The organism is Anabaena sp. FACHB-1237 (assembly GCF_014696225.1).
In the GTDB taxonomy this organism is placed as follows: Bacteria; Cyanobacteriota; Cyanobacteriia; order Cyanobacteriales; family Nostocaceae; genus FACHB-1237.
In genome coordinates this window covers 1-25,184 of record NZ_JACJPV010000023.1, presented here as the reverse complement: position 1 = coordinate 25,184, position 25,184 = coordinate 1, and the positions used below count along the sequence as shown (strand labels likewise).

Below are 25,184 nucleotides of genomic sequence, written 5' to 3'. Positions count from 1 at the left end.
CCGTCCTGTGATAATAATAAGATTCTGATGATCTTGAAACTACCAGGATATTTAAGATTAATGTAGAAGATATTGATCAGGAGTATTGAGGAGTGCAAAGTTACAAAGAATCTAAATCATCAATAATTAAGGAAAAGTAAAAATAAAATAACTTTAGTCAGAATTATCGCTAAATTACAGTGATAATAGAATCACCTGCATTTAGTAATTCATAGTTGATTCCTCCAAACTACCATGATTTTAGATGTATTTTATATGTCTTTGTATAAACTCATATAAGATGGATTAAAGTATATGGCGGTATAACTAAAACCGTTAAATAGTGACAAAGTTAGCAAATTGGTTTGTTGTTCAGGATAAGTAGAGTTTTTCATTCAAGGAGTATTCATGAAATCATTAGTGCGTTGGGGCGTAGCATTGGGTTTAGCTAGTGGAGTGATTTTTGGTAGTGTACCATATATCAATAATAATGATAATATGCAGGCGATCGCTCTACCCCAAGATCAAGTAATCAAAGCTTTACAAGAAGTTCCTATATTTACACTAACAAATCCTAAAGGAGAATTTGTAGTAGTTTCTCGGAAAGTGGAATCTAAAACTATTTCACAAATAGGGTTTTTCATTAGCAAGAAAGATGCTGAGAAATTTTTAGATGTACGTTTGAAAAAGGAAAATCCTAAGTTAGCAGGTAATATTCAGATTAAACCAGTTTCTTTAGCAGATTATTATAAACTGGTGTTAGAAAATTCTAAGAAAAAAGATTCTCCTTTGATTTTTACCTTAATACCTCAAAAAGAACAGTTAGATTCTGCAAAAAGTCTATTAAAACTCAATCAAGAATTTAAAGGTGTTCCTTTATTTGTACCTAAATTTAAGGAAGCTAATAGTTATTTAACTATTCCCGCAAATTCTCAAGGTAAAGATCGTTTGATTCCTTTCTATTTTGAAAAAGAACAAGCTGTAGCTTTATTAGATGAGTTCAAAAAAGCCAAACCACAAGAAGCAGCAAAAACAGAAATTCAAGTAGTAGATTTATATGGAGTTATCGAAACTTTAAATAGTAGCAATGATCCAGGAATGAGTAAAATATTTCTGTTTCCTTCACGGGAGTCCATAGAATTTATTCGTTCTTTACAAAATACTCCTAAAAAGAAATAATCTTAACTATTCACTCTGAACCTAAATAGGTTAAGATTATCAGAACATTAGTGGTGTGTTAGGTTAAATTCTCACACATCCTACTAATATTCAGGACTTATGTAAACTGATACATTAGTAGGGCGCGTCAGACAATATCAATAATGTAAATAAACAGATTATTGATATCTGACGCACCCTCCACCTAATAGACATCTCCGATAATTAAATCTGCATAAGCACCAAACCCTTGTAGGGACAATTCATGAATTGTCCCTATGATAATTTTTACCAAATGTCTAATATAGTAAAGTTCTAAATATTATAAGTAAAATCAAAAATATGGTTTCTGGTTATGATTTATGGCAATGGCGGAAACAAGCAATAAACAGCGCAATTAATAATAATATTCCCTTATTAGAATTGGACTGGTTATTAACAGAAATTAGCGGATTAGATAAACTACAATTGCGTTTAGAATCCTTTAAAAATCAGGATGAAATTAAAATGCAACTGTCATTAAACCAATTAGAATCTTTATGGAATAGACGATTAAAAGAACATTTACCAGTACAATATATAGCAGGTTATAGCAATTGGCGGAATTTTAAATTAAAGGTTTCTCCAGCAGTGTTAATTCCTCGTCCAGAAACAGAAATTTTAATAGATATAGTTGTAGATATTACTAATAAAAATCAAGATTTAAAATTGGGTAATTGGGCAGATTTAGGTACTGGTAGCGGAGCAATTTCTTTAGGTTTAGCGGATGTTTTACCAGCAAACAATGCCCAGGCAAATATTCATGCTGTGGATGTGAGTGTAGATGCTTTAAATATTGCCAAAATTAACGCAGCAAATTATAATTTTAGTGATAGAATTAACTTTTATCAAGGTTATTGGTGGCAACCTTTATCATTGCTTAAAGGGCAATTTAGTGGTATGATATCTAATCCGCCTTATATACCTAGTGCTACTGTTCTCAGTTTACAACCAGAAGTGGTTAACCATGAACCTCATTTAGCTTTAGATGGTGGAATTGATGGTTTAGACTGTATTCGTCATTTAATTAAAATTTCTAGTGATTATTTACAGAATGGGGGAGTATGGTTAATTGAAATGATGGCCGGACAATCTAATATAGTTAAAGCATTATTAAAAAGTGCTGGTACTTATGACAATATCCAAATTTATCCTGATTTAGCAGGAATTGATAGATTTGCACTTGCTTACAAAAAATCCAGTTAATGTAGTTTTAGGGTGTATCAGATACAGCACATTCCATCTACATGAGGTACACTATGAACACAGCAAGATGCCTGTATTACAAGGGTTTTACCATTAACATCTGTACCTCATAATAACCGAAACTGCTGTATCAAAAATATGCTTATTGACATCATTTATACTGTCTGAAACACCCTGTAATACATCCATAGCGGAGTGCTAACTCCTAACTTCTGACTCCTAACTCCAAACATGAATAAACTATGAATGTTTCCTTAGAAAATTTAGTAAATGCAGCTAAAAATGGTCAATTAATTAGTTTTCCTACAGATACAGTTCCGGCTTTAGCTAGTTTACCAGCACAGGCAGAATTAATATTTAATGCTAAACAAAGAAGTTTAGATAAACCACTGATTTTAATGGCTGCTAAAGCTGAAGATTTATGGGATTATGTAATAGGTGATCCTAGAGAATTGCAAACTTGGCAAAATGTGATTAATCAATATTGGCCTGGTGCTTTAACATTAGTATTACCAGCTAGTAAAAAAGTTCCACTAGTGATGAATCCCCATGATATCAATACTATTGGTGTGAGAGTACCTAATAATATCATTGCCCAAAACATTTTGGCACAAACTGGACCTTTAGCTACCACTAGTGTTAATTTATCAGGACAACCAGCTTTAGAAACTTTATCAGAAATACAAACTTATTTTCCTGAAGTTATCACTTTAGACTCGGTAGAATATAAAGGTTTGGGAATACCTTCCACTGTTGCTAAATGGACTAAAAATGGTTGGGAAATTTTACGTCAAGGAGAAGTACAATTAATAATTGACCACTGATACAGCACATTCCATCTACATGAGGTACACTATTAGCACAGCAAGATGCCTGCACTACAAGGGTTTTATAATTAACATCTGTACCTCATAAGCTGTTGTGCCTTTAACTTGAATAATTAATACAAGCAAGATGCTTGTGCTACTGTAACTTCTGGTTTTTTAATTATACACTGAGTGCTGCACATTAGCTTAATAACCGAAACTGCTGTAATTAACAATTAATAGTTATAAGGTCAATATTCTAAGATAAACTAATTTGTATATGATTTGTATAATTAGGTCAAAAAAATGGATTCCTTATTAACTTCTGATATAAATGAATTAATAGCAGAAAATCAAGCATTAAAAAAACAACTAAAAAACACTGAATTAGCATATCAAATGGCTAAAGAAATGTGTAGTTTTAAAGCAGGTTTTTTAGCCAGAATTAGTCACGAATTGAGATCACCATTAAATGGGTTAATTGGACTACATCAATTAATCTTATCAGACCTGTGTGAAAGTCCCGAAGAAGAAAGGGAATTTATAGAACAAGCTCATCAGCGATCGCTCAAACTGATAAAATTAATAGATGAAATTCTCATGATCTCTAAAATAGAATACGGTACAACTCAATTAAATATTACATCTATTAAATTATTAGATATTTTTGAAGAAGTTTATCATGCAACTTATTTATTAGCAGCAAATCGTAATTATCCTTTTAATATTACTTTTCCTCATCCAGAAATTCATATATTAGTTGATCATCGTTGTATCAGACAAATATTAATTAACTTGATAGAAATGAATATTACCACACATCAACAAAGTAATATTCATCTATCCAGTAGTGATATGACTATAAATAATCATATACATATTTGGTTAGATATTCCCAAAGATAGTTTAGTAATTAGTGAAGCAATAGATTTAATTAAATCACATAAATCAGATCCATTAGATAAATCAGAAAATAACCTAACTTCTGAAAATCACATCTTATCACTAGGAATGAAATTTCTAATCAATCAAACATTAATAGAAATGATGGGAGGAGAATTAGTCATTATAGAATCTCCCATCATGAAACAAATAATACCCAAAATCATCCGATTACAAATATCTATTCCCTGCGCTGATAGTTAAGCTGATAGTGAAAATTTTTTCTCATGACTTCTTAAACTAACTCCTCAAGTTCTTGAGATACTAAAGCATCTAATTCTGATTGATTATATACAACCATAGTCGTGGTATGATTGACTTCAAAGCCAATTTTTTTGTAAAATTCCTGTTGATGAGTGGTCATCAAATAAACTCGTTCTACTTTTTGTACGCGAGGATGACTTAAAACAGTTTCAACCAACTTAGTTCCTAAACCATTTCCCTGATATTGAGGATGAATCACTACATCCCATATTGTAGCGCGATAAATACCATCTGAAGTCGCTCTAGCAAAACCAATTAGTCTTTCTTTGTCCCAAACAGAAATAACAGGTTCACTATTAGCAATAGCAATAGCTAAATCTTCAATACTGCGTTCTTTAGCCCAAAAAGCAGTAATATTAAACAATTCCTGGAGTTGGTAAAGATCAATTTTTCCATCGCTAAAATGAAGTTGAGAATATTTCATGTCCAGTCAACCCATACTCACATTATCTTATTTGTTATGGCATATTTTCCCTAAAAATAGTAACCCTGTATATAGATATGCAACTTTTAAGTTTTAGTTAGGTTCTTGTGAATATACTCATATCCCCGACTTCTGGTAGAAGTCGTGGATATTCTGGGTTTTCTTAAAAACAATACAAGTCACAGAAATATCTCTAAATAACCATAAACTATAGCGGAAAGAATTTAGCCATCTTAAAGGTTGATAAAATGGTAAAAGCAATCTCATAATCATAATGATCACATATAAAAAACCAGGAATTGATGTACATTGATATAATTTTCCTCCACTAATAATTTCTCCTTCAATCATTTCTAACTCAGGAAAAAGTTCACATAATTGATTAATATTGGGACGGAATAAAGTATCAATGGGATCTAAATGTAAAGGAAATTGATAGGGAACAGTAACAAATAAATAACCATTAACAGGAATAATAGAACTAATGTTTTGACAAATTTCCTCTTTATTAACAATATGTTCTAGTAAATTAGAACAAATCACAGATTGAATATTTAATTCAGAAATAGTCTTTAAAAACTTAGTATCGTTTAAATTTCCTATTAAATCAACACCAACATCCTGTTTTAAATCAGCATGAATAACTAAATTACCCTTTTCCTGAGCAGGTTTAAACAAGAATTGATATATCCAAGGTTGTTGTTTTTCTCGGAATTTTTTACTGGAACTTCCAAGATTTAATAATGGAAAAACTGTATCTTTATCAAGAGAATAAATCATTTTTCCGAGCCATTGTGCTTCTTGTTTTAACATAATTTTAGTAGATAATTAGTAATAGTATATTATTCCTATTCTGGATTATTTTGACAAACCCATTTCCACAGAGGATGAGATTTTCCCTGCTGTTTAATTTTATAAACTTGCTTGTGTAAATGTTGTTTTTCTGCTAATGGTAATCCCCAAAGAATATTACGACTTTGCCATACTAACACAGAAACCGTCATCCCAATACAAAAAGCTAAACCTACAGTAGCAAAAGGATGAAAAATCAGAGCATAACGCACAGCAACCCAGGTAAAATAATCTTGTAATAAACAAATTTCTGTACGTAGATCCCAAATACAAAAAGGTGCGATAGTCAACCATAAAAATATGGCAAAAAACCATCTACCATAAACAGTTAATTCATGTAATCTTTGCACTTGTTGGGTAAAAACGGGATCTAAATTATCAAGATTTTCTGACTTATCCATATTATAAAATTGATAATTGGTAATTGATAATTGATAATTGATAATTGATAATTGATAATATTCTGAGGTTCAAATTTTAACAGTTACCAATCACCAATCATCAATCATCACATATTAACTGCCGCCTGTTACTTGTAATTTTTTATTTGCTAATTCATGACGTTCTCTCCACCAAATTAGCAATGTACTAGCGATGAAAATACTAGAATAAGCTCCCATAATAAAACCAACAATTAAAGCTAGGGAGAAATATCTAAGGGTTTCACCACCAAACAAGAAAATGGCTACTAATGTGAGTAATGTGGTCAATGTGGTGTTAATTGATCTGGTTAAGGTTTGGTTTACCGCATCATCTACAATTTCTGCAATTGGGCGATCTGGGTTAATTGTGATGGTTTCTCGAATGCGATCATAAATAACCACAGTATCATTAACAGAGAACCCTGTAATAGTTAATAAAGCCACGATAAAAAGACTATCTACTTCTATACCTGCGACTAGACCCAAGATGGAAAATATCCCAGATGTTACTAAGATATCGTGGAAAAGAGCGACAATTGCAAAGGTAGCATAATCCCATTGAAAACGCACTGCCATGTAGATAGTAATACCAACAAAAGAAAGTAATAGGGCTAAAAGTCCTGATTTAAAAAGTTCTTTTCCTAAGGTTGGACCAACATCATCTATTTGATTTTTTTGTGGATCAAAGTTACCAATTTTTTCGCTTAACGCGTTTTGTAGTTTAATCCGTTGATCTGTATCTAAATGTTTACTACGAATGGTAATGCCGTTATCTTTGCTATCTTCAGATATTAATTGAATGCTACTATCTCCTAATCCTTGAGACTTGGCTATGTCTCGGACTAGGTTAATATCTATTGGTTGATCACAATTGCTGGGTTTACTACAGTCTCTAACTAATTGTAAGCGTGTACCACCGATAAAATCTATTCCTGGACGTAGGGGTGCTTTGATGTTAGGATTTGTCCAGGAAATGATCATGGAAATGATACCGCTGAGAATTACGATAGCTGAAATACTCCACCACAGCGATCGCCATTTATGAATTTGTAATGTCATGATATTACCCCTCCTTTATTTGTGGTGGAAATTGCTGGAAGATTAGGACAGTAAAGTTGAGGTTTGCGCAAAGAATGAATAGAAATCACCAAGAACATTAATGTGCGACTACAGGTGATAGCACTAAACATACTCACGGCTACACCTAATGCTAAGGTTAAAGCAAAACCTTTAACTAAGCCAGATCCCAACCAAAATAAAGCAGCGCAGGCTATCCAAGTAGTTACGTTGCTATCTAAAATACTAGAAAATGCTCGGTAAAAACCAGATTCTACAGAACGATATAAGGATTTTCCTGCTCGTAGTTCTTCCCTTGTACGTTCAAAAATTAATACATTAGCGTCTACAGCCATGCCAATACTGAGAATAAATCCTGCTATTCCTGGTAAGGTAAGGGTAATACCTAATAAAGCGAAGGCTGCCCAGGTTAATAAAGAATAGATGATTAATGCTATGTTTGCGATCATGCCTGGCAAGCGATAGTACACAATCATGAAAATAAAGACTAAGGTTAGACCTCCAATGCCAGCATAGATGCTACTTTGAATACTGTCTTTGCCTAAGCTCGCGCCTACGGTTCGTCTTTCTGCAATTTCTACTGGTACTGGTAATGCTCCACCCCGTAGTTGCACTCCTAAGTTGTTGGCTTCTTCTAATGTAAATTTACCAGTAATAACTGCGTTACCTCCTGTAATGCCAGTGGCAGCAAATTCTGGACCGACTGAAGGAGAACTGATCAATTCACTATCTAGGAAAATACCAATACTGCGTCCTGTTCCAGCTAATTTTTTGGTTATTTCTGCGAATAGTTTACCGCCTTGAGTGTTGAAACGTAATGCTACGTTCCAATTATTACTTTGTGTGGGTTCGCCTTGAGCATCTTTGAGGTATTTACCTGTGAGAGGTGGGTCCGTACTCTCGAATAATTCAGCGATCGCCTGTTGAATTTTCTTAAGTTCTTCCTGGTTTTTCTGAATTTCTCCAGGATCGTTAGATTTTCTCAACTCCTGTTGTTTGATCTTTTTTTCTGACCGTGATGCTAAAAAAATTGACAACTGAGTTTCAGTGTTGGGCTTTTGCAGACGAAATTCCAACTGTGCAGTACCACCTAATATCCGTTCTGCTTGTTGTGGGTCATTTACCCCAGGTAACTGGACTAAAATTTTATTAGGCTTGACGGTTTGAATCACAGGTTCGGATACGCCTAAACTATTAATTCGCCTTTCTACTACTTTCTTTACTGCTTCTAGTTCCCGTTCTGTAATTTGGGTAATTTCTGCGGAGGTTTTTACCTGGATAGTCAACTGTGAACCGCCCCTGAGATCCAACCCCAATGGTACAGGAATTGTGAAAATCACCCAAATTGCGGCTACTATTAACCCTAAAATTAACGCTACTAGCGACTGCTGTTTTTGCATACTAGACTCAAAAGATAAAAAACCTATAACATTGTACCGTTAATCACATTCTCACGAGTTGGCCAATCATGCCAAATCATTAGTAACATTGAGAAACAAAACCCAATCTACAATTTTACTTTTCTATTCACAATCTGGTATTGGTGAACTCAGGTATGAAGTTGAGAAATTCAAAATTTGAAATTTTGCATTTAACACACCGTAAGTGCTTTGTTTTACTAATATTTGTTTGCGTCTAATACACTTAGCTAACACGCGAAGCTACTATTTTATATAACTTACTCATCTTGAAGTTTGCTGAATTTCTATTGCTTTTTCTAGCCCCTGTGATATGTTTATTTTAAATCTACAGTATTTTTATCAAAATACCGTACTATATAATAGAAAATTAGTTGATCTATGGGTTATGGTAAATAAATTAGAAAGTAAAGTAGCTATTATTACAGGAGCATCTTCAGGAATTGGGAAGGCTACAGCGATCGCTTTAGCAGCAGAGGGCGCGAAAGTAGTCATTGCTGCTAGAAGGGTAGAACGTCTAGAAGAATTAGCAAAACATATTACTGATAATGGCGGAAAAGCATTACTAGTTGTTGCAGATATTACAGATGAAACTCAAGTTAAAAATATTGTACAAAAAGCAAAAGCAGAATATGGACAGATAGATATTTTAGTCAACAACGCAGGAGTGTCATTTCCAGGCAGAATCGAAAATGCAGATCCTTCCAATTGGCGCAAAATGATTGATATTAATGTTCTCGCATTGATGTACACAACTTACACAGTGTTACCCATATTTAAGGCGCAAAAATCAGGACATATTGTTAATATTTCTTCCGTAGCTGGACGCATCGCTCGTGCAGGAATGTCTGCTTATAATGTAACTAAATGGGGTGTAAATGCCTTTTCGGAAGCGTTAAGACAAGAAGTATATCAAGATAATATTCGTGTTACTATTATTGAGCCTGGTTTAGTAGAAACAGAAATTGATCACCATATTACTGATATATTAGCCAAGCAAGAAATTGAAGCCAGACGCAAAGCAATTACACCATTACAAAGTGAAGATATAGCATCAGCAATAGTCTATGCTGTTACCCAACCACAGCACGTAAATGTAAATGAAATCTTGATTCGTCCAACGCTGCAAGACCGATGATAATCACAATTAGACCGAAAAATAGGTAATATTAATGTTACAAAAGAATAGAACTTCATTGAAGAAAAGCAACAAAATATTTGCTCTTTTGAAAATTTCACCTGCAATTATACCACCAAATTTATTTGGTTTTTTGATTGGGGAAAGCGTATCTTTTTTCGGATCTTGGATGACACAAATTGCCTTAGTTTGGCTAGTTTATCAATTAACAAATTCAGTCATGTTAGTTGGCATAGCTGGCTTTAGCAATCAAGTTATGGGTTTGGTGATTACACCATTGGTAGGGGTATTATTAGATAGATGGAATTTAAAATATGTTCTATTAACTACCCAGATAATATCTATTTTCCTATCTTCACTGCTAACTTTTTTAACTGTTAGTAATCAGATAAACTTTACAGATATTATAATCATTGGTATTCTTCAGGGCATAGTCAAATCTTTTGATTTACCAGCACGTCAAGTAACTATCCCCAGATTGCTAGAAAACAGAAGCGAGACTTATAGTGCAATGGCTGTGCATTCATTTTTAATTAATACAGCTAAATTTGTTAGTCCGATGATTGGGGGTTTGATAATTGCTAGAAATGGAGTAGGTTTATGTTTTTTAGTAGATGCTATTAGCTATTTGCCTTTTATGTTAGTTATCTTCACGATCCGGATAAAACCAAATATCAATAATCCATCTAAATCCGAATCTACAAAAATTTGGCATAATTTGAAAGAAGGATTTATTTTTGTCTATAATTTCGTGCCTATTAGGTCTATTTTAATATTGCAAGTTATAGTTTGTTTTATGGCAATGACTTATGTAAATATGATGCCGATGTTTGCTAAGGAAGTGCTAAAGGGCAATGCGGAAACGATGGGTTTTCTGATGACTTCTACGGCCTTTGGTTCTATTTTTTCTGGTATTTATCTGGTGCGACGCAAGAAGGTAATAGGATTAGAAACGGTTATGGCAATTTCTACCCTAGTGCTGGGAGTATCGTTAATATTATTTTCTCGCTCAACACGGCTAGAATTTTGTTTGGTGTTAATTTTTATTGTGGGGTTAACTAATACTTTAACTCTAGCTGCAATTAATAATTTTATGCAATTAATTTTGGTGGAAGAAGATAAAAGGGGACGGGTAACTAGTATATTTATGACTACGTTTGTGGGAATCTTGCCTTTAGGTAATTTATTTTTCGGGGGGTTAGCGCATTATATTGGTGTTGCTAATGCTTTATTTTTTGGTGGTACTTGTTGTGTGTTTGGAGTTTATTTTTTTGCTAGAAAAATCTCAAATATTAGAAAAGTGGTAAAACCTATATATGAGGAAATGGGATTACTTTCTTAATGATTATTTATAAGCATGTATATCAGAAGTAGCGAGGGGCAGATTTCTATTTTGAAAAGAAAAAAAGTTATTCCCCCCAAGATAAATGTTTAAGGATGCAACTTTACCTGCTCAATTAGCTGAAGCTATTACACCTAAACGACTGAAGTAGATTGATTATCAAAGGCGAGCAATTCTTGCCCTAAATAGTGTTGATCATATCTCAGTTATTTTACTTATTGTTAATTTTATGTTAAAGTAAAAACAAACTACTTTAAACCTATCAAATTACTGGAGTTGGATTTGCTGCAATCATCAATAGGTAATCTTTTCTCCTGTGGGTAATAGGTGCAAAACTCCGTTCCATCTTTCAGAGGAATCAATCCATGAGTGTAATGTTTTTGGCTGCCGATGATTGGATACATATAGGTTTTAGATTAATACTGGCACTTTTAGTCGGTTGCATAATTGGATTGAATCGCCAGAAAGGTGGTAGAGCAGCAGGGATGAGGACATTTATGCTGGTGACTATGGGAGCAGCATTATTTGTGATGATTCCTTTGCAAGCTGAAGGTGATAGTTCCTTCGCTGCGACTAATGCTCTGAGTCGTACTATTCAAGGTGTAACTACTGGTATAGGCTTTCTTGGTGCAGGATTAATTTTGCAAGAATCTCCCAGAAATTCTGAAGTGCCAAAAGTACGGGGTTTGACTACAGCGGCCTGTGTTTGGACAGCGGCAGGATTAGGAGCAGCTATTGGTTGTGGTTTGTGGCAAATGGGATTGTTGGGAGGATTTTTGACTTTAATTACTTTGAGTGGTATGAAGCGACTTAATCGTTTTTTTAGATTTTTAATTGGTCAAAGTAGTCAACCAATTGCTTCACAGCTAAATGCTCCTGCTGATGATGATGATGATTAACAGTAAATAATGACAGCACTTTTGGAGTAAATGAGGTACGTCAATTTTAGAAGATAGTTTTAATACTTGAAGTTCAATAGGCTAATGTACTTCATAAATCTCCAATCTGCTGTAAAAAAAATATTTCTCTAATTAGGGTTTGCTGACAAATCCTCTCTGTGAATTTTCTCTGCTAAGATATTCAACAATTTTTATTTGATATAACCTAATGCTATGGCAATGTAACCAATTAAACTACTAGCTAAAACTAGCCAAGCAGAATTAATGTGATAGCGGGTAATCAAAATTGTGGAAATGAGTGCGATCGCTATCCCTAAAACATCTACATAAGGTGGTTTTACCACATTTAAAGTAGCCATACCCAGTTGCAAAACCGCCACCGCCATCAGAGCCACAGTGCTGGCATTCACAGCATCTAAAAAAGATTTCATCCGAGCAGAACCACGTAAGCGGGGAATAACTGGATTTAAAGCAACAACAAACACAAAAGACGGTAAAAAAATACCAACAGTAGCCACCATCGCACCAGGAACATCAGCCAACACATAGCCAATAAAAGTAGCAGTAGATAGCACAGGTCCAGGAGTAAATTGCCCAACAGCGATCGCATCCAACAATTGCTGTTGAGTCAACCAACCATACTCTTGAACCAACCCTTGTTGTAAAAAAGCAATTAACACATAACCACCACCAAACAAAACACAACCGACCCTTAAAAAGAACCATCCCAATTGCCATAAAGGAATAGAAGCACTAGCCACAGCACTGAAAGTGGATGTTGTTTGTAACGTTACGCTTGTAGTCAAAAAAGCAATCAATAGATTAAACTTATTTCCTGGAGGTCCGAATTGACCTCCAGAACGTAACCAAATCATACCTAACAGTCCTCCAAACAACAAAGCAACCACTTCATTCACTTGCCAAATTAATACCAATAACCCTACACCCGTAGCAATCATCAACAATTGACAATTTTTAATTGCTTTTTTTGCCAAACCCCAAACAGCATTGACCATAACCGCCAAAACAGCAGGCTTAACCCCATACAGTAACGGAGCAAACTGAGGTAAACCACCATAATTAACATAAACCCACCCAAACACCCCCGTTATTAAAACAGCAGGTAATATAAAACAAACACCCGATACAATCAACCCTAACCATCCTGCATAAATATAACCAACATGAATAGCCATTTCTGTAGAATTAGGACCAGGTATCAAATTCGTTGCACCTAATAAATCGAGAAAATGGTCTTGTGTCAACCACCGACGACGCTTGACTACTTCATCTTCAATCATGGCAATATGGGCAACAGGTCCACCAAAACCAATAACACCCAATTTTAAAAATAGTATAGCTATTTCACCCAACCGACTAAATAAGCTGTACTCCATAATTTGCGTCATCTATATTGAAAATTCACAAGTCAACTTACTTTGACCTATAATTGTTTTATTATTTATTATTATTTAATAACCAGCAGTTTTATCAACCACATTGCGTAATTGTTGTCCTTGACGATAGCGCGTGAAGTTTTCTAAAAATAGGGCAATGGTTCTCCCTTTAACTCTAGGCGAATTTCCAGAACAATGGGGGGTAATAAAGACATTTGGTAACGTCCACAAAGGACTTTCCGGTGGTAGAGGTTCTGTAAATACTGTATCTAAAGCCGCCCCAGCAATCCAACCTTGTTCTACAGCCTGGCTAAGTGCAGATTCATCAACAATCGCTCCCCGCGCAATATTAATTAAATAAGAATCAGGGCGAAATAAACGCAGGGTTTCTAGATCAATCATGCCCTTGGTTTCTGGCGTTAAAGGTGTGGCAATCACCACAAATTCTACTTCTGGAAGTAGTTCTTTCCATTTGTTAGCCCCGACTACTTTATCAAAGTTTGGTAATAGTTTTGGATGACGAGAACTACCAAAAATACGCATTCCAAACGCCTTAGCACGAACAGCGATTTCTTGACCAATACCACCAGCACCAATAATCAATAAAGTTTTCTCAAATAATTCTTGAATTGGTAAACCTCTTTGCCAATTACGCTCATTGTATTGCTGATATAAACTTGGTAATTGTTTAGAATAAGCCAGTAGATAAGTAATCACAAATTCAGCAATAGGAATACCATGCACTCCAGCACCATTAGTCAATATCAAATCCCGTTCTAAATATTTTGGAGTCAAAATATGATTTACACCCGCATTTGGAGCATGATGCCAACGTAATAAAGGTGCAGCATCTAATACTCGATGTAAAGTAGTAGGTTTGAGATAAAACCAACTAAAATAAACTTCCGCATCTGTAGCATCACCATCTATATTACCCTCACTATCTACAGACAATACAGCAGTGGTTTCAGGTAAATGCGGCTCAATTTCATGAGCAATTTCTACTGGCAAAATGAGTTTCATAATAACTCCGATTATTTTTGATAGTTTATTTCATCTTTTGTAACAATTGATATGTTGCATCTTGTTTAGCCCTACCCATCACAGACTTTCCCCAACCAATATTTTTACGATAACTTCCTAAAAGTTCCCTTTCCACCAACGATTGTTCATCAATTCCTGTTAATGGTTCTACATCAGGTGAAACATACAAAGCATCCACAGGACAATATAACTCACACATAAAACAAGTTTGACAATCACCTTGCCTAGCAATTTTTGGAACTGCATTTAGTACCTTCTCAAAAACATTTGTTGGGCAAACCTTAACACAGAGATTACATTGAATGCACCGGGATTCGCTAATTAACTCAATCATTTTATTTACCAGTAATACCTTGATTAAACATTGAACCTCCCCCACCTCTTCTATTGTGAATAGGACTTACATAAAAAGTAATTACAACCCTGATTATCTTGTAAAAGTAACTCATTAATTACCTCTACCTTCATTCTATTTTACGTAAACCCTAGAAGGATAAACTTCCAGATCATCTGGATAATACCTACCCCACAAGAACTTAATAAAAAGTTTTTTCCTCACTACATAATCACAAATTCTTCCACCCTTCTTTCCTGTATAGGTGTAGCTTTTACCCATACTTGATCTAAACCACCACTAATTAAATAATGTAATTGATTAGGATCCTGTTCCGGATAATCCAAATGTTTGTGCATACCTCGTGTTTCCTTGCGTTCTAAAGCACTACTGTAGATCCATCTAGCTGTTGCTACCATTGCAGCAGACTCCCTAGAGCGGACAATATTGCTATTGTTTACTACATCACTGTTGCGAATCTCATCCCAGAGAGAATGTAACCTGTGCAACGATTCCGTCAAAGTTCGTTGATTACGGAAATAATTGTGATTATATGGAAACACCTCTGCTTGAGTAGCCTTGATAACATCCTCGCAGTGAAACTGCTTATCACCACCAGAGACAAACCCCACCGTACCCACAGCATAAACAGTCCTTTGGTTAGCTTGCGCACCCAAACTATAGGAATATGTAGCCGCCGACCGTCCTGCCCAATACCCTGAAGATATTGCCCAAGCCGCATTATGACTACCACCACCAGTAAAACCTCCACAAATTAACTCTCTAGTAGCCGCATCACCCGCAGCATAAAGCCCACCCACAGAAGTAGCACAGGTATAATCAGTGATTCTAATACCACCAGTACCGCGTACAGTTCCTTCCAAACGTAAAGTAATAGGGAAGCGTTGAGTAAAAGGATTAATACCAGCACGATCAAAAGGTAAAAAGAAATTGGGTTGAGATAACCGCATTGCCACCTGCATTTCTTCCGTTGCCTTGTCAATAATGGCGTAAACCGGCTGTGTTAGTAATGTTTTGGCTATAACCGAACGCCCTTTTTGGGAACCAGCATAGGGGATAGGAGTACCATCAGCGTAAGTAAAAGTTGCCCAGTTATAGAATAAAGTTTTAGTGACCGAAGAAAAAGCAGGAGCAATACCGTAAGCATTAGAAAACTCCATTCCTGACATATCCGCACCAGCTTCCGCCGCCATCAAATATCCATCCCCTGTTAGCACATTGCAACCCAATGCTTTACTCAAAAAAGCACAACCACCAGTGGCAATAATTACCGAATGCGATCGCACAATCCATTTCTTACCGCTCTGACGGTTAACCCCTACTGCCCCAGCCACCGTACCTTCCGCATCTACCAACAACTGTAAAGCAGGACTATGATCTAAAACTTTTACCCCTGCTCGATTTACTTGTTGCCGCATCAAGCGCATATATTCTGGACCCTGGAGACTGCGCCGATAAGGCTTACCTTCCCCATCCGTAGGGAACGGATAACCCCAATCAGCTAATTGGTTAATATTCACATAAGTTTGATCCAGAACCCGTTGCATCCAATCACGCCTAGACAAAAATCCTCCCAAAGCCTCCCTAGAAGCCATTGCCGCTTCCCTACCGTCGGTTTCTGGTGGAACATACCACACACCATTACCTGATGCAGCAGCACAACCACTTGTACCACAATAGCCTTTATCCACCAAAACTACCTTCGCTCCAACATTAGCAGCACCCCACGCAGACCAAGTTCCAGCAGGACCACCACCAATCACTAACACATCAGCCAATAAAACTTGATCTACATTCCTATCTTGTGACAACAATTGTTTTTGAGTCATAGAAATTCCTCTTTTTTATAACATTAATTAACAGAAAAACCATAGCGATCACTTTAAATACCTGGCATAGTTCCACCATCAACTTGAACTTCCGCACCAGTGATAGAACCAGCTAAATCAGAAACCAAAAATAAAACCAAAAATGCAACTTCTTCAGTTTTTCTTCATTGCGAGCAGCGATAACGACATTCACACCTTCCCCGTACAAAGCCTTAGCAACAGCTAAACCAATTCCAGCACAACCACCAGTAACAATTGCTGTTTTACCCGTTAGGTTTAACTCTAAACCCATAGAAAATACACCTCATAATAAACTTACAAACTGAATAACTTGAACAACCTAAAATTACTTAACTGCAAACTTTTCTAATAGAAAATCCTTGAGATGTGGCTGTTCTAAATTAATACCTAACTCCTTAGCTTTTTGGGTAATTTCTTCATAAGTTAAACCTGTTTTAATTGCTTCAGAAATTAAAGCTACACCTCCTGCCCTTGCGCTACCAGCGCAGTGGATTAAAATTGGTTTAGGTAAATTTTCAATAGCTTGAATTGCTTCCGTTGTTAATTCTTGATTTGGTACATGGGAGTTTAAAGGAATATTTACATACTCTAATCCTGCGATTTGCGCTTGTTGTTTTTCATCAAGTACAAAACCATATTCATCAGGAGAACGTAAATTTAAAACTGATTGAAAACCTGCCATAGCCAACTGTTTTAATTCTTCAGAAGAAACTTGTCCAGAAATACTCAAATCATCACTAACTTTTTTCAAATAACTCATTTTGATATATCCTTGTATTACATCAATAAATAGAAGGTAAACCTTACGTATTACATCAATAAATAGAAGGTAAAACCTTATGTATTACATCAATAAATAGAAGGTAAAACCTTATGTATTACATCAATAAATAGAAGGTAAAACCTTATCTATTGCCCCTCGCAATGCCGTTGCAGCGCCCGCACTCATATCTCGTGGAGCGCAAATCCTATTTCTCAAATAAGCTAGTGTAATAGCCCCTATAGCAGCGATAATAGGATCTATACTTTCCTTACCTCCGGTTCTTCCTCCTGGTAATAATTGACTATTACCTTTAACAAGATAATCAGCTAATAATCTCAAATGAAAATCAACAGATTCTTTAACCGTAGAAACCTCATTATCTACGGCTAAAGATAGAACACCTGAGTTTTTTAAAACATCGCTAATAGCAATTTCTCGATTATCACTTAATCTTTCTGCTGCTTCTGCTCGATACTCAATATGTTCAGTGTCAGCCATATCTAAAGGTAAGGAATTACCAATAGGTTCTACGCTAAATCTTCGACGTAAAAGTAGGTTATTGGTAATATTGTCTGATTTAACTTTGTTGTAAGCAGGACGTTTTTTAAGTGCTGCAAACCAAGTATTGATATGGGGAAATTTGGGATTTTCTTTGATGTGATAGCCTCTATATACTGGTAAGTTAGCAGCTAATCTATCTAAATGAGGACTATACATGATATCTACTAAACTAAATGTTGGTAAGAAGAATGGTCCTGGGTATTTACCCAAGGTTTGCTCTATTTGATTTAATTTAGTTTCAAACTCTGTTTCTAATTTCTCTAATTCGTTAGCGTCTTCTGGAGGTTGTCTCAAGAATTTGTAGGCAATATCCCGAAAACCATTAGCTTGATCTACATCTTCAATCCATTGTCTGGCGATCGCATTTTCTTCTAAATTTTCTGGAAGTAATGTTTCTCCAAATTGTTCCTCTAATTCTAGAAGAATGTCTTTAGATTCATAAACCAATTTACCGTTAACATAAGCTCCTGGTACAAGAGTTGTTGGCACCAAATCCGTATACCATTTAGGCTTATTACTCAGATCAATAAATTCAGTTTCAAAGGGAATTTCTTTTTCTTCTAAAGCAAACCAAACCCTTTCACAAAAAGGACACCAAGAGTTACTATCTCGATATAACAACACAGGTGGTTTTGTATTTGGTGCAAGTTTATGATAACTACTAGGAATAGGAGCAGTAGAAGGAGCCTGTCCTGGTCTTTTTAATCTTCGTGCAGAAGTATTTTGTTGAGCAGTTTCTAATATCTCTTCCCAACTAGATATAGTAGTGCTAAAAATGGACATTTTTACCTTGCCTTATTAGGAACGCCAGAAAATACAAATAATTGTTCTTGTTTAGGTGTAGCTATACTTTCACCTAAATAACGATGAATACCTACTCCCATATCTCCTGTGGCCGTGAGTTGAAAATCAATCTCCTCAAATCCAAATTCACGGAAGTATTTACGCACTATTTCTGAATAAGCAATACCGTGAGTATGTCCGCGAGTCCAAAGAACAAAAGCACCTTTTTTCGTAAGAAAACTTAAATTTTCTAATAAACGATTCAGTTCATTCTCATCAGCTAAATTACCAAAAATACCACAGACAATCACAATATCTGCTGGTGCTGCTCCTAGATAATTAGCAGCAGATGTAGCATCACCATTAATAAACTCAATTTGCTTTGTTAAACCCAATGATTCTATATTCGCACGTCCACGTTCGACTAATTGAGGATTGAGTTCTACTAATCTTGCATATACATCTTTAGCACGGGGATGATTTGGTAATGTCCCTAATAAATCTCGTCCATCCCCAGCACAAAGACTCACTATTCTAATGTTTCCTGTGGGAGCGTTATCCAAACTATAGGCAATATATTGCCGCACGATTTCTAACCTTTGTTGTAATTTAGGTTCGCTATTATAAAGATCGTGCCATTCTAACCAGTCTTTTGGCATAAAAAAGATTTCCAATTACTAAAAATTCAGATTTTGGAGATTATTTCTAACCTCTCTATATGTTAAATACTGTAAGTCTATCGAGAAATAGTAGATTAAAGATAAACATAGAGTAACATATCAATTAGTAAAAAATCAAGCTATCTATAAAAAAATAATTATGGTGTATAATTTACTACTGTTTAAACTAAGTTTACGTGAGTATATTTGATGAAATAACCTACCAAAAACGATTTTTCTCGTGTAGATATGATTTATATTTGCAAAAATTGTATAATATATCACTTTTATTAAAAATACGTATTTTATTCTGCATTCCTCGGTGTTACAATCGGTTTTTGAATATTTTTATCCCCATTAATGTTGTATTGTGTACCAAAACGAAATCTCTAAACGACCAGTTTTCGTTGTGTGACAGTTTAGTGTGTTGAAGGTAGGTTATAAACAAAAAGATCCTTGATTTTGAAAGGGATCTCAACTGATATATCTCATTTTGTAAGTTGCATTAATGAAATATAATCCAAGATTCTTTATTGATATTCATTTAGTGGTTTAGTTATTCATTGTTTGTCAATCATAATTATGGTTTTTCAGTTATAATTAGCTTATATAAAACCATAACATTAGTTTTTCACCCTAATACTTAAGACTGTTGGAGAAAAAATAAAGACTATACAATGATTGTATGTCCAATTTACCAATTACCAGTTAAGCTGTTGTGCCTTTAACTTGAATAATTAATACAAGCAAGATGCTTGTGCTACTGTAACTTCAGGTTTTTTAATTATACAGTGAGTGCTGCACATTAGCTTAGAACTAGCCAAATTTATCAACCGGCTACTACAAAAAATGTTTGTATATTTACATATTCACATCTGGCTATGCTAATTTCTTTTTCTATGTTTGAGGATAACAAAAAGATAGAAGAATTGCTTCACCAAATATTTAAAAAAATCTTGGTTTTAAATCCATCAAAAGATGCGTTTAGTTATTGGATAGCAATAACTACTACAATATTGGAATTTGATCAGAAAATGGAAAAACTATGGAAACAAGAAAAACAAGCAGCTTTAGAGTCTATGAAAGCAGCAAAAATTATGAAAATGACTCATGAATAAGCTTTACAATAACTACTGATAGTTCATAAAATTGAAAATAAAATAGCAGCTATAAATTCATTTACAAACAATACAATTTTTGAAATTAGGAATTAATAAATGTCAACCACTGAATACATCAACAAAATATTACCTGGTGATTGTTTAAAAGTTATGAAAAACTTTGATAATCAATCTATAGATATGGTATTAACATCTCCACCTTACGACAATTTACGTAATTATAAAGGATATATATTTGCTTTTGAAGAAATAGCTAAAGAAATATATCGTGTTATTAAAAATGGAGGTGTTTTAGTTTGGGTAGTAGGAGATGCAACAATTGATGGAACTGAAACCGGAACATCTTTTAAACAAGCATTATTTTTCAAAGAAATTGGCTTTAATCTTCATGATACAATGATTTTCAGAAAAAAGAACCCAATTCCTCAAATTTATAGAAGTAGATACAATAATGAATTTGAATATATGTTTGTTCTTAGCAAAGGAAAAGTAGTAACACATAACCCATTAATGACAGAATGTCTTCATGGAGGATTAGATTTAAAAGGAACAACATATAAAAATTATTCCAAACATGATCAAAAAAGAGAAAAAATGGCCAATCCTGTAAAACATGAAAAAATTCGTGGCAATATTTGGGAATATGTAGTTGGGAAAAATTTAGAAGATCAAGAAGCAAAAGGACATCCTGCACCTTTTCCTTGTCAATTAGCTAGAGATCATATTTATTCATGGTCTAATGTAGGCGATATTATTCTTGATCCTATGTGTGGTAGTGGTACAACTTGCAAGGTTGCCCAACAAATGCAACGAAATTTTATAGGTATTGATATTAGTAATGAATATTGTCAAATAGCTGAAAGTCCGATACAATCACCTGACAAAATGCAGTTACAATTACCTTTAGAATCCGTAGGGTGCGTTAATGAAATATAATGCACCGTTTTCTATTAATTTTTAATTGTCAGATATGGATTTAGCGTAGCTAAAAGTTTTCATAGGAAAATTAGTCCGCGCAGGCGGACTTTATTTTTGTAGTAGCGAATTATATTCGCCTTATCTTGTCAGATATTATCTAAGGTGCTGGATTAGGATAACGAGTATGCACTGCATCCAATTCTGCTAAAATCTCTTTATCCAAAACTACATTCACACTACCTATATTTTCCTGCAATTGGGCTAAAGTGGTTGCACCAATAATTGTACTTTTCACAAACCAACGACTTTTAACAAATGCGATCGCTAATTGTGCAGGAGAAATATTATACTTCTTAGCAACTTCCACATAAGCCTTAACCGCTTCCTGAACATTGGGTTTTAAATAACGTTGTCCAAAACCAGGAAACAGAGTTATTCTGGTATTTTCTAATTGTTGATTTTCGATATACTTACCAGTTAAAAAACCGAATCCCAAAGGACTGTAAGCCAATAAACCAACATTTGTATAGTGATAAACTTCCGCTAAACCTGAATCAAAATTACGATTAAGCAAATTATAAGCATTTTGAATCGAAACCACTTTAGGTAATCCCAACTCATTAGCAATGCGAATGAACTCACTTACACCCCAAGGAGTTTCATTACTGACACCTAAATAGCGAATTTTCCCCTCTTTAATCACATCGGCAAACGCCTGTAACTGTTCCACAATAGGTACTGTTTCCCTAACTAATTCTGGATTATACACTGTTTGACCAAAAGTAGGAACATAACGATCTGGCCAATGAATTTGATACAAATCTATATAATCAGTTTGTAATCTCTGCAAACTATCATCAACAGCTTGTTTAATATTCTTATTGTCAATTTTCACATCTCCATCTCTCAGCCACGAAAAAGGACGGCCAGGACCTGCAATTTTCGTAGCCACAATCAACTTATCTCTTTGTTGATTCTTCAACCATTCGCCAATATAAGCCTCAGTCTTACCCTGAGTTTCACCACGCGGTGGTACAGGATACATCTCCGCAGCATCTATAAAATTTATCCCTTGGGTAACAGCATAGTTAAGTTGTTCATGAGCTTCTTCAATCGTATTTTGATGGCCATAAGTCATAGTGCCTAAACAAATCTCAGAAACATTCAGGTTACTTTCACCAAGTTGATTGTATTTCATACTCTTTCAATGATTCTCCTTAGATTACCTTAATTCTTTTTTCCTAAAAAAAATCAAACTACGGCTTTTATATAAAAATACACTAAATCTACTGACTTACCGTATTTAATAGCTCAAAATTCAGAGTATCATACATAATTTAGTTAAGCAACCCTTTGTAGCAATTAATTAGAAATTAATTAAAATTTAAAAAAATGTATCCACTAATACTTGAATTTTAAATTTTTTGTGAAATACTATCTATTCAGGATAAACTACAGTAAATCAATCAAGTTACCGTATGTTTTTTATCAAATATTAAAAAATATTCCATCAGGTAATCTTGTAATTACTATAGGCTTTCATGTCATCACGAATACAAACTGACCGAGAATAGCCCTTTTGTGCCAATCCTTAATTTCAACAGTTGCGATATTTTTCATCAGGTAAATGCGGAATCTATTTCCGATTTCGTACTTAGTTAATTATGTGTGTGTGGGGAGTTATCAATCAAAATGAAAAAAACTACTTGGAACATATTAGTCACTTTGCCAATATCTCTAGGTCTGTTGGTCCTAGCAGCTAGTACAAAAACTCTAGCTAATGAAATAAATAACACAAAAGAAGACCTATTATCCATCAAAGAAAATACTGCTGATAACGATAAAACTACTCAAATAATTGCCCAAGCAGAACCTTCCTCTTTATCTAATGAGTCAGAACTTACATCTGTATCCCAACTTTCAGATGTTCAACCAAGTGACTGGGCTTATGAATCATTAAAATCCCTTATAGAACGTTATAACTGTTTAGTTGGTTCTGATACTAAGTATCGCGGTAATCAGGCTTTAACTCGCTATGAATTTGCTGCTGGGTTAAATGCTTGTTTAAATCAAGTCAACAAACTTATTGCCTCATCCACGTCTAATTTAGCCGTAAAAACAGATTTGGAAACCATACAGCGACTAAGTGAAGAATTTAATACCGAACTTACCGTATTACGCGGAAGATTAGACGCAATAGAAGCACGAACAACAGAATTAGAAGGTAATCAATTCTCCACAACAACTAAACTCCAAGGAACAGTTCAGTTTGTGCTTGGAGGAGTTCTGGCAGGAAATAATGTTGTCACCAAACAACCCGCACCTAAGACAATAACCTTACAGAATCAAGCTCGTTTAGTATTAAATACGAGTTTTACTGGTAAAGATCAACTACGATTAACACTATCAGGCGGAAATATTAACTCATTAGGTGGAGTACCTAATCCCAAAGGAACAGGAACTGGACTTAGTACCAACAATCCCACAGGGGGAATCTTCGGAACATTTGATGGCAGAACAGCCGATAATGCTAGTCCCAGTTTTGGGCCAAATCAGATTATTATGGGTGGTATCCGTTATCGGTTCCCCATTGGTAACAAAACCCAATTCAACATTTTTGCCCAATCTGATGGGGCAAATGAAATAGGATTAAGCGGTCCAACAAATCCATTTGAAGGGTCTGCTTCTAATGGTATTTCCCGATTTTCCCGCCGGAATATGGTCTATAACTATGGAGACACAGGTCCAGGAATTGCCATACTCCATGATCTGAGTAAACAGTGGCAATTAGGTTTATCCTATAGTGCGCCTAATGGTAATGATCCCTCACCTAAAAACGGCTTATTCACAGGTAGATATGTAGCATTTGGACAAATAACATATTTTAGCCCTAAAAAGAACTTTCGAGTAGGATTAAGTTATGCTAACACCTATAGCCCAGCAGGTACATTAGGTCAAGGTGGTACAAACTTTGGTCCTGCGGCTGGGAGTAATTTAGCAAATAGCACCATTTCTACTAACCCAGACAACGCAACTAACGGTATTGTTGATAAAGGAACATTAGGAAATCTTTATGGGATTGGAGCATTATATAGAATCAATCCCAGGCTAACAATTAATAGTTTTGTAGGTTACTCAGCCCATCGTTATTTAGGCTATGGAGATGGTCAAGTATGGAACTGGGGAGTAGGACTTACATCTCCTGATCTGGGTAAAAAAGGTAGCTTAGGTGCTATTTTTGTAGGTCAAGCACCAACACTAACCAAACTGAGCACAAATGTAGACTTAGGAGCAGGTAAGGGTCAAGCTGATAAAGATACATCTCTACATATTGAAGGATGGTATCTATACAAACTCACGAACAGTATTGAAATTACCCCTGGATTTATTTGGATTACTGCACCTAACTCAGATAGTACAAATCCTGGTAGTGTCGTTGGTTGGCTGCGTACTACCTTTAGATTTTAAGGTATAAATTAGGATTTATGGGATTTGAAGATATCCAGATTTTCCTACTTATACTAAACACGGCTTGGGTTTGGACTTTTCCAAAATCATGAAAAACTCCTACCTGTAGAATCAGATAATTAAGCCGTTTTGAGTATAAGCTGTTGTGCCTTTAACTTGAATAATTAATACAAGCAAGATGCTTGTGCTACTGTAACTTCAGGTTTTTTAATTATACAGTGAGTGCTGCACATTAGCTTATGATCTTTCATCCTGTAAATCCTTTATTCCCTGAACATCCTGATATGACTCGCTATGCC

General features: G+C 35.0%; 25 protein-coding genes. 10 read left to right on the top strand and 15 right to left on the bottom strand.

Annotated elements, in window-relative coordinates:
- Window positions 1–387: 387 nt before the first annotated feature.
- From H6F32_RS12655 to H6F32_RS12640, 4 genes are all read left to right on the top strand, one after another.
- Entirely contained in the window at window positions 388–1,158 is a 771-nt protein-coding gene (locus tag H6F32_RS12655; RefSeq protein WP_190369693.1) for a Tic22 family protein, read from the top strand.
- A gap of 321 nt (window positions 1,159–1,479) precedes the next feature.
- Complete coding sequence (gene prmC / locus H6F32_RS12650) at window positions 1,480–2,382, top strand: peptide chain release factor N(5)-glutamine methyltransferase (protein ID WP_190369692.1); 903 nt, start codon at window positions 1,480–1,482, stop codon at window positions 2,380–2,382.
- A gap of 242 nt (window positions 2,383–2,624) precedes the next feature.
- Window positions 2,625–3,206 (top strand): L-threonylcarbamoyladenylate synthase, encoded by a 582-nt coding sequence (locus H6F32_RS12645; protein WP_190369691.1) that lies wholly within the window; start codon window positions 2,625–2,627, stop codon window positions 3,204–3,206.
- 288 nt (window positions 3,207–3,494) lie between these two features.
- Entirely contained in the window at window positions 3,495–4,334 is an 840-nt protein-coding gene (locus tag H6F32_RS12640) for a sensor histidine kinase KdpD (RefSeq protein WP_190369690.1), read from the top strand.
- A 31-nt stretch (window positions 4,335–4,365) separates the two neighbouring features.
- Here the strand turns inward: H6F32_RS12640 and H6F32_RS12635 are convergent, their stop codons facing one another.
- The 5 genes from H6F32_RS12635 to secD all read right to left on the bottom strand — a co-directional run bounded on the left by H6F32_RS12635 (window position 4,366) and on the right by secD (window position 8,569).
- Complete coding sequence (locus tag H6F32_RS12635; protein WP_190369689.1) at window positions 4,366–4,818, bottom strand: GNAT family N-acetyltransferase; 453 nt, start codon at window positions 4,816–4,818, stop codon at window positions 4,366–4,368.
- A gap of 117 nt (window positions 4,819–4,935) precedes the next feature.
- Window positions 4,936–5,631, bottom strand: a complete 696-nt coding sequence (locus H6F32_RS12630) for a methyltransferase type 11 (RefSeq protein WP_190369688.1) — start codon at window positions 5,629–5,631, stop codon at window positions 4,936–4,938.
- Window positions 5,632–5,666: 35 nt separating this feature from the next.
- Complete coding sequence (locus H6F32_RS12625; protein ID WP_190369687.1) at window positions 5,667–6,071, bottom strand: hypothetical protein; 405 nt, start codon at window positions 6,069–6,071, stop codon at window positions 5,667–5,669.
- Window positions 6,072–6,185: 114 nt separating this feature from the next.
- Window positions 6,186–7,151, bottom strand: a complete 966-nt coding sequence (gene secF / locus H6F32_RS12620) for a protein translocase subunit SecF (RefSeq protein WP_190369686.1) — start codon at window positions 7,149–7,151, stop codon at window positions 6,186–6,188.
- Window positions 7,148–8,569: a protein translocase subunit SecD gene (secD, locus tag H6F32_RS12615; protein ID WP_190369685.1), complete on the bottom strand. Its 1,422-nt coding sequence runs from the start codon at window positions 8,567–8,569 to the stop codon at window positions 7,148–7,150. The genes secF and secD overlap by 4 nt, the downstream gene beginning before the upstream one ends.
- Before the next feature lie 406 nt (window positions 8,570–8,975).
- Between secD and H6F32_RS12610 the strand changes: the two genes are divergently transcribed.
- The 3 genes from H6F32_RS12610 to H6F32_RS12600 all read left to right on the top strand — a co-directional run bounded on the left by H6F32_RS12610 (window position 8,976) and on the right by H6F32_RS12600 (window position 11,966).
- The gene (locus tag H6F32_RS12610) at window positions 8,976–9,725 is read left to right on the top strand and encodes an SDR family NAD(P)-dependent oxidoreductase (RefSeq protein ID WP_190369684.1); all 750 of its coding nucleotides are present in this window, start codon (window positions 8,976–8,978) and stop codon (window positions 9,723–9,725) included.
- A 34-nt stretch (window positions 9,726–9,759) separates the two neighbouring features.
- On the top strand, window positions 9,760–11,067 hold the full coding sequence (locus tag H6F32_RS12605) for an MFS transporter (protein WP_190369683.1): 1,308 nt from the start codon (window positions 9,760–9,762) through the stop codon (window positions 11,065–11,067).
- A gap of 365 nt (window positions 11,068–11,432) precedes the next feature.
- Window positions 11,433–11,966 carry an MgtC/SapB family protein gene (locus tag H6F32_RS12600; RefSeq protein ID WP_190369682.1) on the top strand — a complete coding sequence of 178 codons (534 nt, stop codon included), beginning with the start codon at window positions 11,433–11,435 and terminating at the stop codon, window positions 11,964–11,966.
- Between the two features lie 191 nt (window positions 11,967–12,157).
- On the opposite strand, the gene chrA is transcribed toward H6F32_RS12600, so the two are convergent.
- The 9 genes from chrA to H6F32_RS12555 all read right to left on the bottom strand — a co-directional run bounded on the left by chrA (window position 12,158) and on the right by H6F32_RS12555 (window position 19,378).
- A complete protein-coding gene (gene chrA / locus H6F32_RS12595; RefSeq protein ID WP_190369726.1) occupies window positions 12,158–13,363 on the bottom strand; it encodes a chromate efflux transporter in 1,206 nt (401 codons plus the stop codon).
- A gap of 75 nt (window positions 13,364–13,438) precedes the next feature.
- Window positions 13,439–14,386: a D-2-hydroxyacid dehydrogenase gene (locus H6F32_RS12590; protein WP_190369681.1), complete on the bottom strand. Its 948-nt coding sequence runs from the start codon at window positions 14,384–14,386 to the stop codon at window positions 13,439–13,441.
- Window positions 14,387–14,411: 25 nt separating this feature from the next.
- The gene (locus H6F32_RS12585; protein WP_190369680.1) at window positions 14,412–14,741 is read right to left on the bottom strand and encodes a 4Fe-4S binding protein; all 330 of its coding nucleotides are present in this window, start codon (window positions 14,739–14,741) and stop codon (window positions 14,412–14,414) included.
- Window positions 14,742–14,965: 224 nt separating this feature from the next.
- On the bottom strand, window positions 14,966–16,591 hold the full coding sequence (locus tag H6F32_RS12580; RefSeq protein ID WP_190369679.1) for an FAD-dependent oxidoreductase: 1,626 nt from the start codon (window positions 16,589–16,591) through the stop codon (window positions 14,966–14,968).
- Between the two features lie 53 nt (window positions 16,592–16,644).
- Window positions 16,645–16,719: a hypothetical protein gene (locus tag H6F32_RS21220; RefSeq protein ID WP_395939607.1), complete on the bottom strand. Its 75-nt coding sequence runs from the start codon at window positions 16,717–16,719 to the stop codon at window positions 16,645–16,647.
- Window positions 16,704–16,883: an SDR family NAD(P)-dependent oxidoreductase gene (locus H6F32_RS12570; RefSeq protein ID WP_242031119.1), complete on the bottom strand. Its 180-nt coding sequence runs from the start codon at window positions 16,881–16,883 to the stop codon at window positions 16,704–16,706. The genes H6F32_RS21220 and H6F32_RS12570 overlap by 16 nt, the downstream gene beginning before the upstream one ends.
- 54 nt (window positions 16,884–16,937) lie before the next feature.
- Window positions 16,938–17,372, bottom strand: a complete 435-nt coding sequence (locus H6F32_RS12565; RefSeq protein ID WP_190369678.1) for a beta-lactamase hydrolase domain-containing protein — start codon at window positions 17,370–17,372, stop codon at window positions 16,938–16,940.
- A gap of 123 nt (window positions 17,373–17,495) precedes the next feature.
- Entirely contained in the window at window positions 17,496–18,719 is a 1,224-nt protein-coding gene (locus tag H6F32_RS12560) for a glutathione S-transferase family protein (RefSeq protein ID WP_190369677.1), read from the bottom strand.
- 2 nt (window positions 18,720–18,721) lie between these two features.
- Window positions 18,722–19,378 (bottom strand): class I SAM-dependent methyltransferase family protein, encoded by a 657-nt coding sequence (locus tag H6F32_RS12555; RefSeq protein WP_190369676.1) that lies wholly within the window; start codon window positions 19,376–19,378, stop codon window positions 18,722–18,724.
- An 824-nt stretch (window positions 19,379–20,202) separates the two neighbouring features.
- On the opposite strand from H6F32_RS12555, the gene H6F32_RS12550 reads away from it, so the two are divergent.
- Together H6F32_RS12550 and H6F32_RS12545 are read left to right on the top strand one after the other, a co-directional pair.
- Window positions 20,203–20,496: a HindIII family type II restriction endonuclease gene (locus H6F32_RS12550; RefSeq protein ID WP_190369724.1), complete on the top strand. Its 294-nt coding sequence runs from the start codon at window positions 20,203–20,205 to the stop codon at window positions 20,494–20,496.
- 99 nt (window positions 20,497–20,595) lie between these two features.
- Window positions 20,596–21,435 carry a site-specific DNA-methyltransferase gene (locus H6F32_RS12545; protein WP_190369675.1) on the top strand — a complete coding sequence of 280 codons (840 nt, stop codon included), beginning with the start codon at window positions 20,596–20,598 and terminating at the stop codon, window positions 21,433–21,435.
- 139 nt (window positions 21,436–21,574) lie between these two features.
- Here the strand turns inward: H6F32_RS12545 and H6F32_RS12540 are convergent, their stop codons facing one another.
- A complete protein-coding gene (locus H6F32_RS12540) occupies window positions 21,575–22,615 on the bottom strand; it encodes an NADP(H)-dependent aldo-keto reductase (protein WP_190369674.1) in 1,041 nt (346 codons plus the stop codon).
- Between the two features lie 494 nt (window positions 22,616–23,109).
- Here H6F32_RS12540 and H6F32_RS12535 point away from each other — a divergent pair, with 494 nt between their 5' ends.
- Window positions 23,110–24,885, top strand: a complete 1,776-nt coding sequence (locus tag H6F32_RS12535; RefSeq protein ID WP_190369673.1) for an iron uptake porin — start codon at window positions 23,110–23,112, stop codon at window positions 24,883–24,885.
- Window positions 24,886–25,184: the final 299 nt, after the last annotated feature.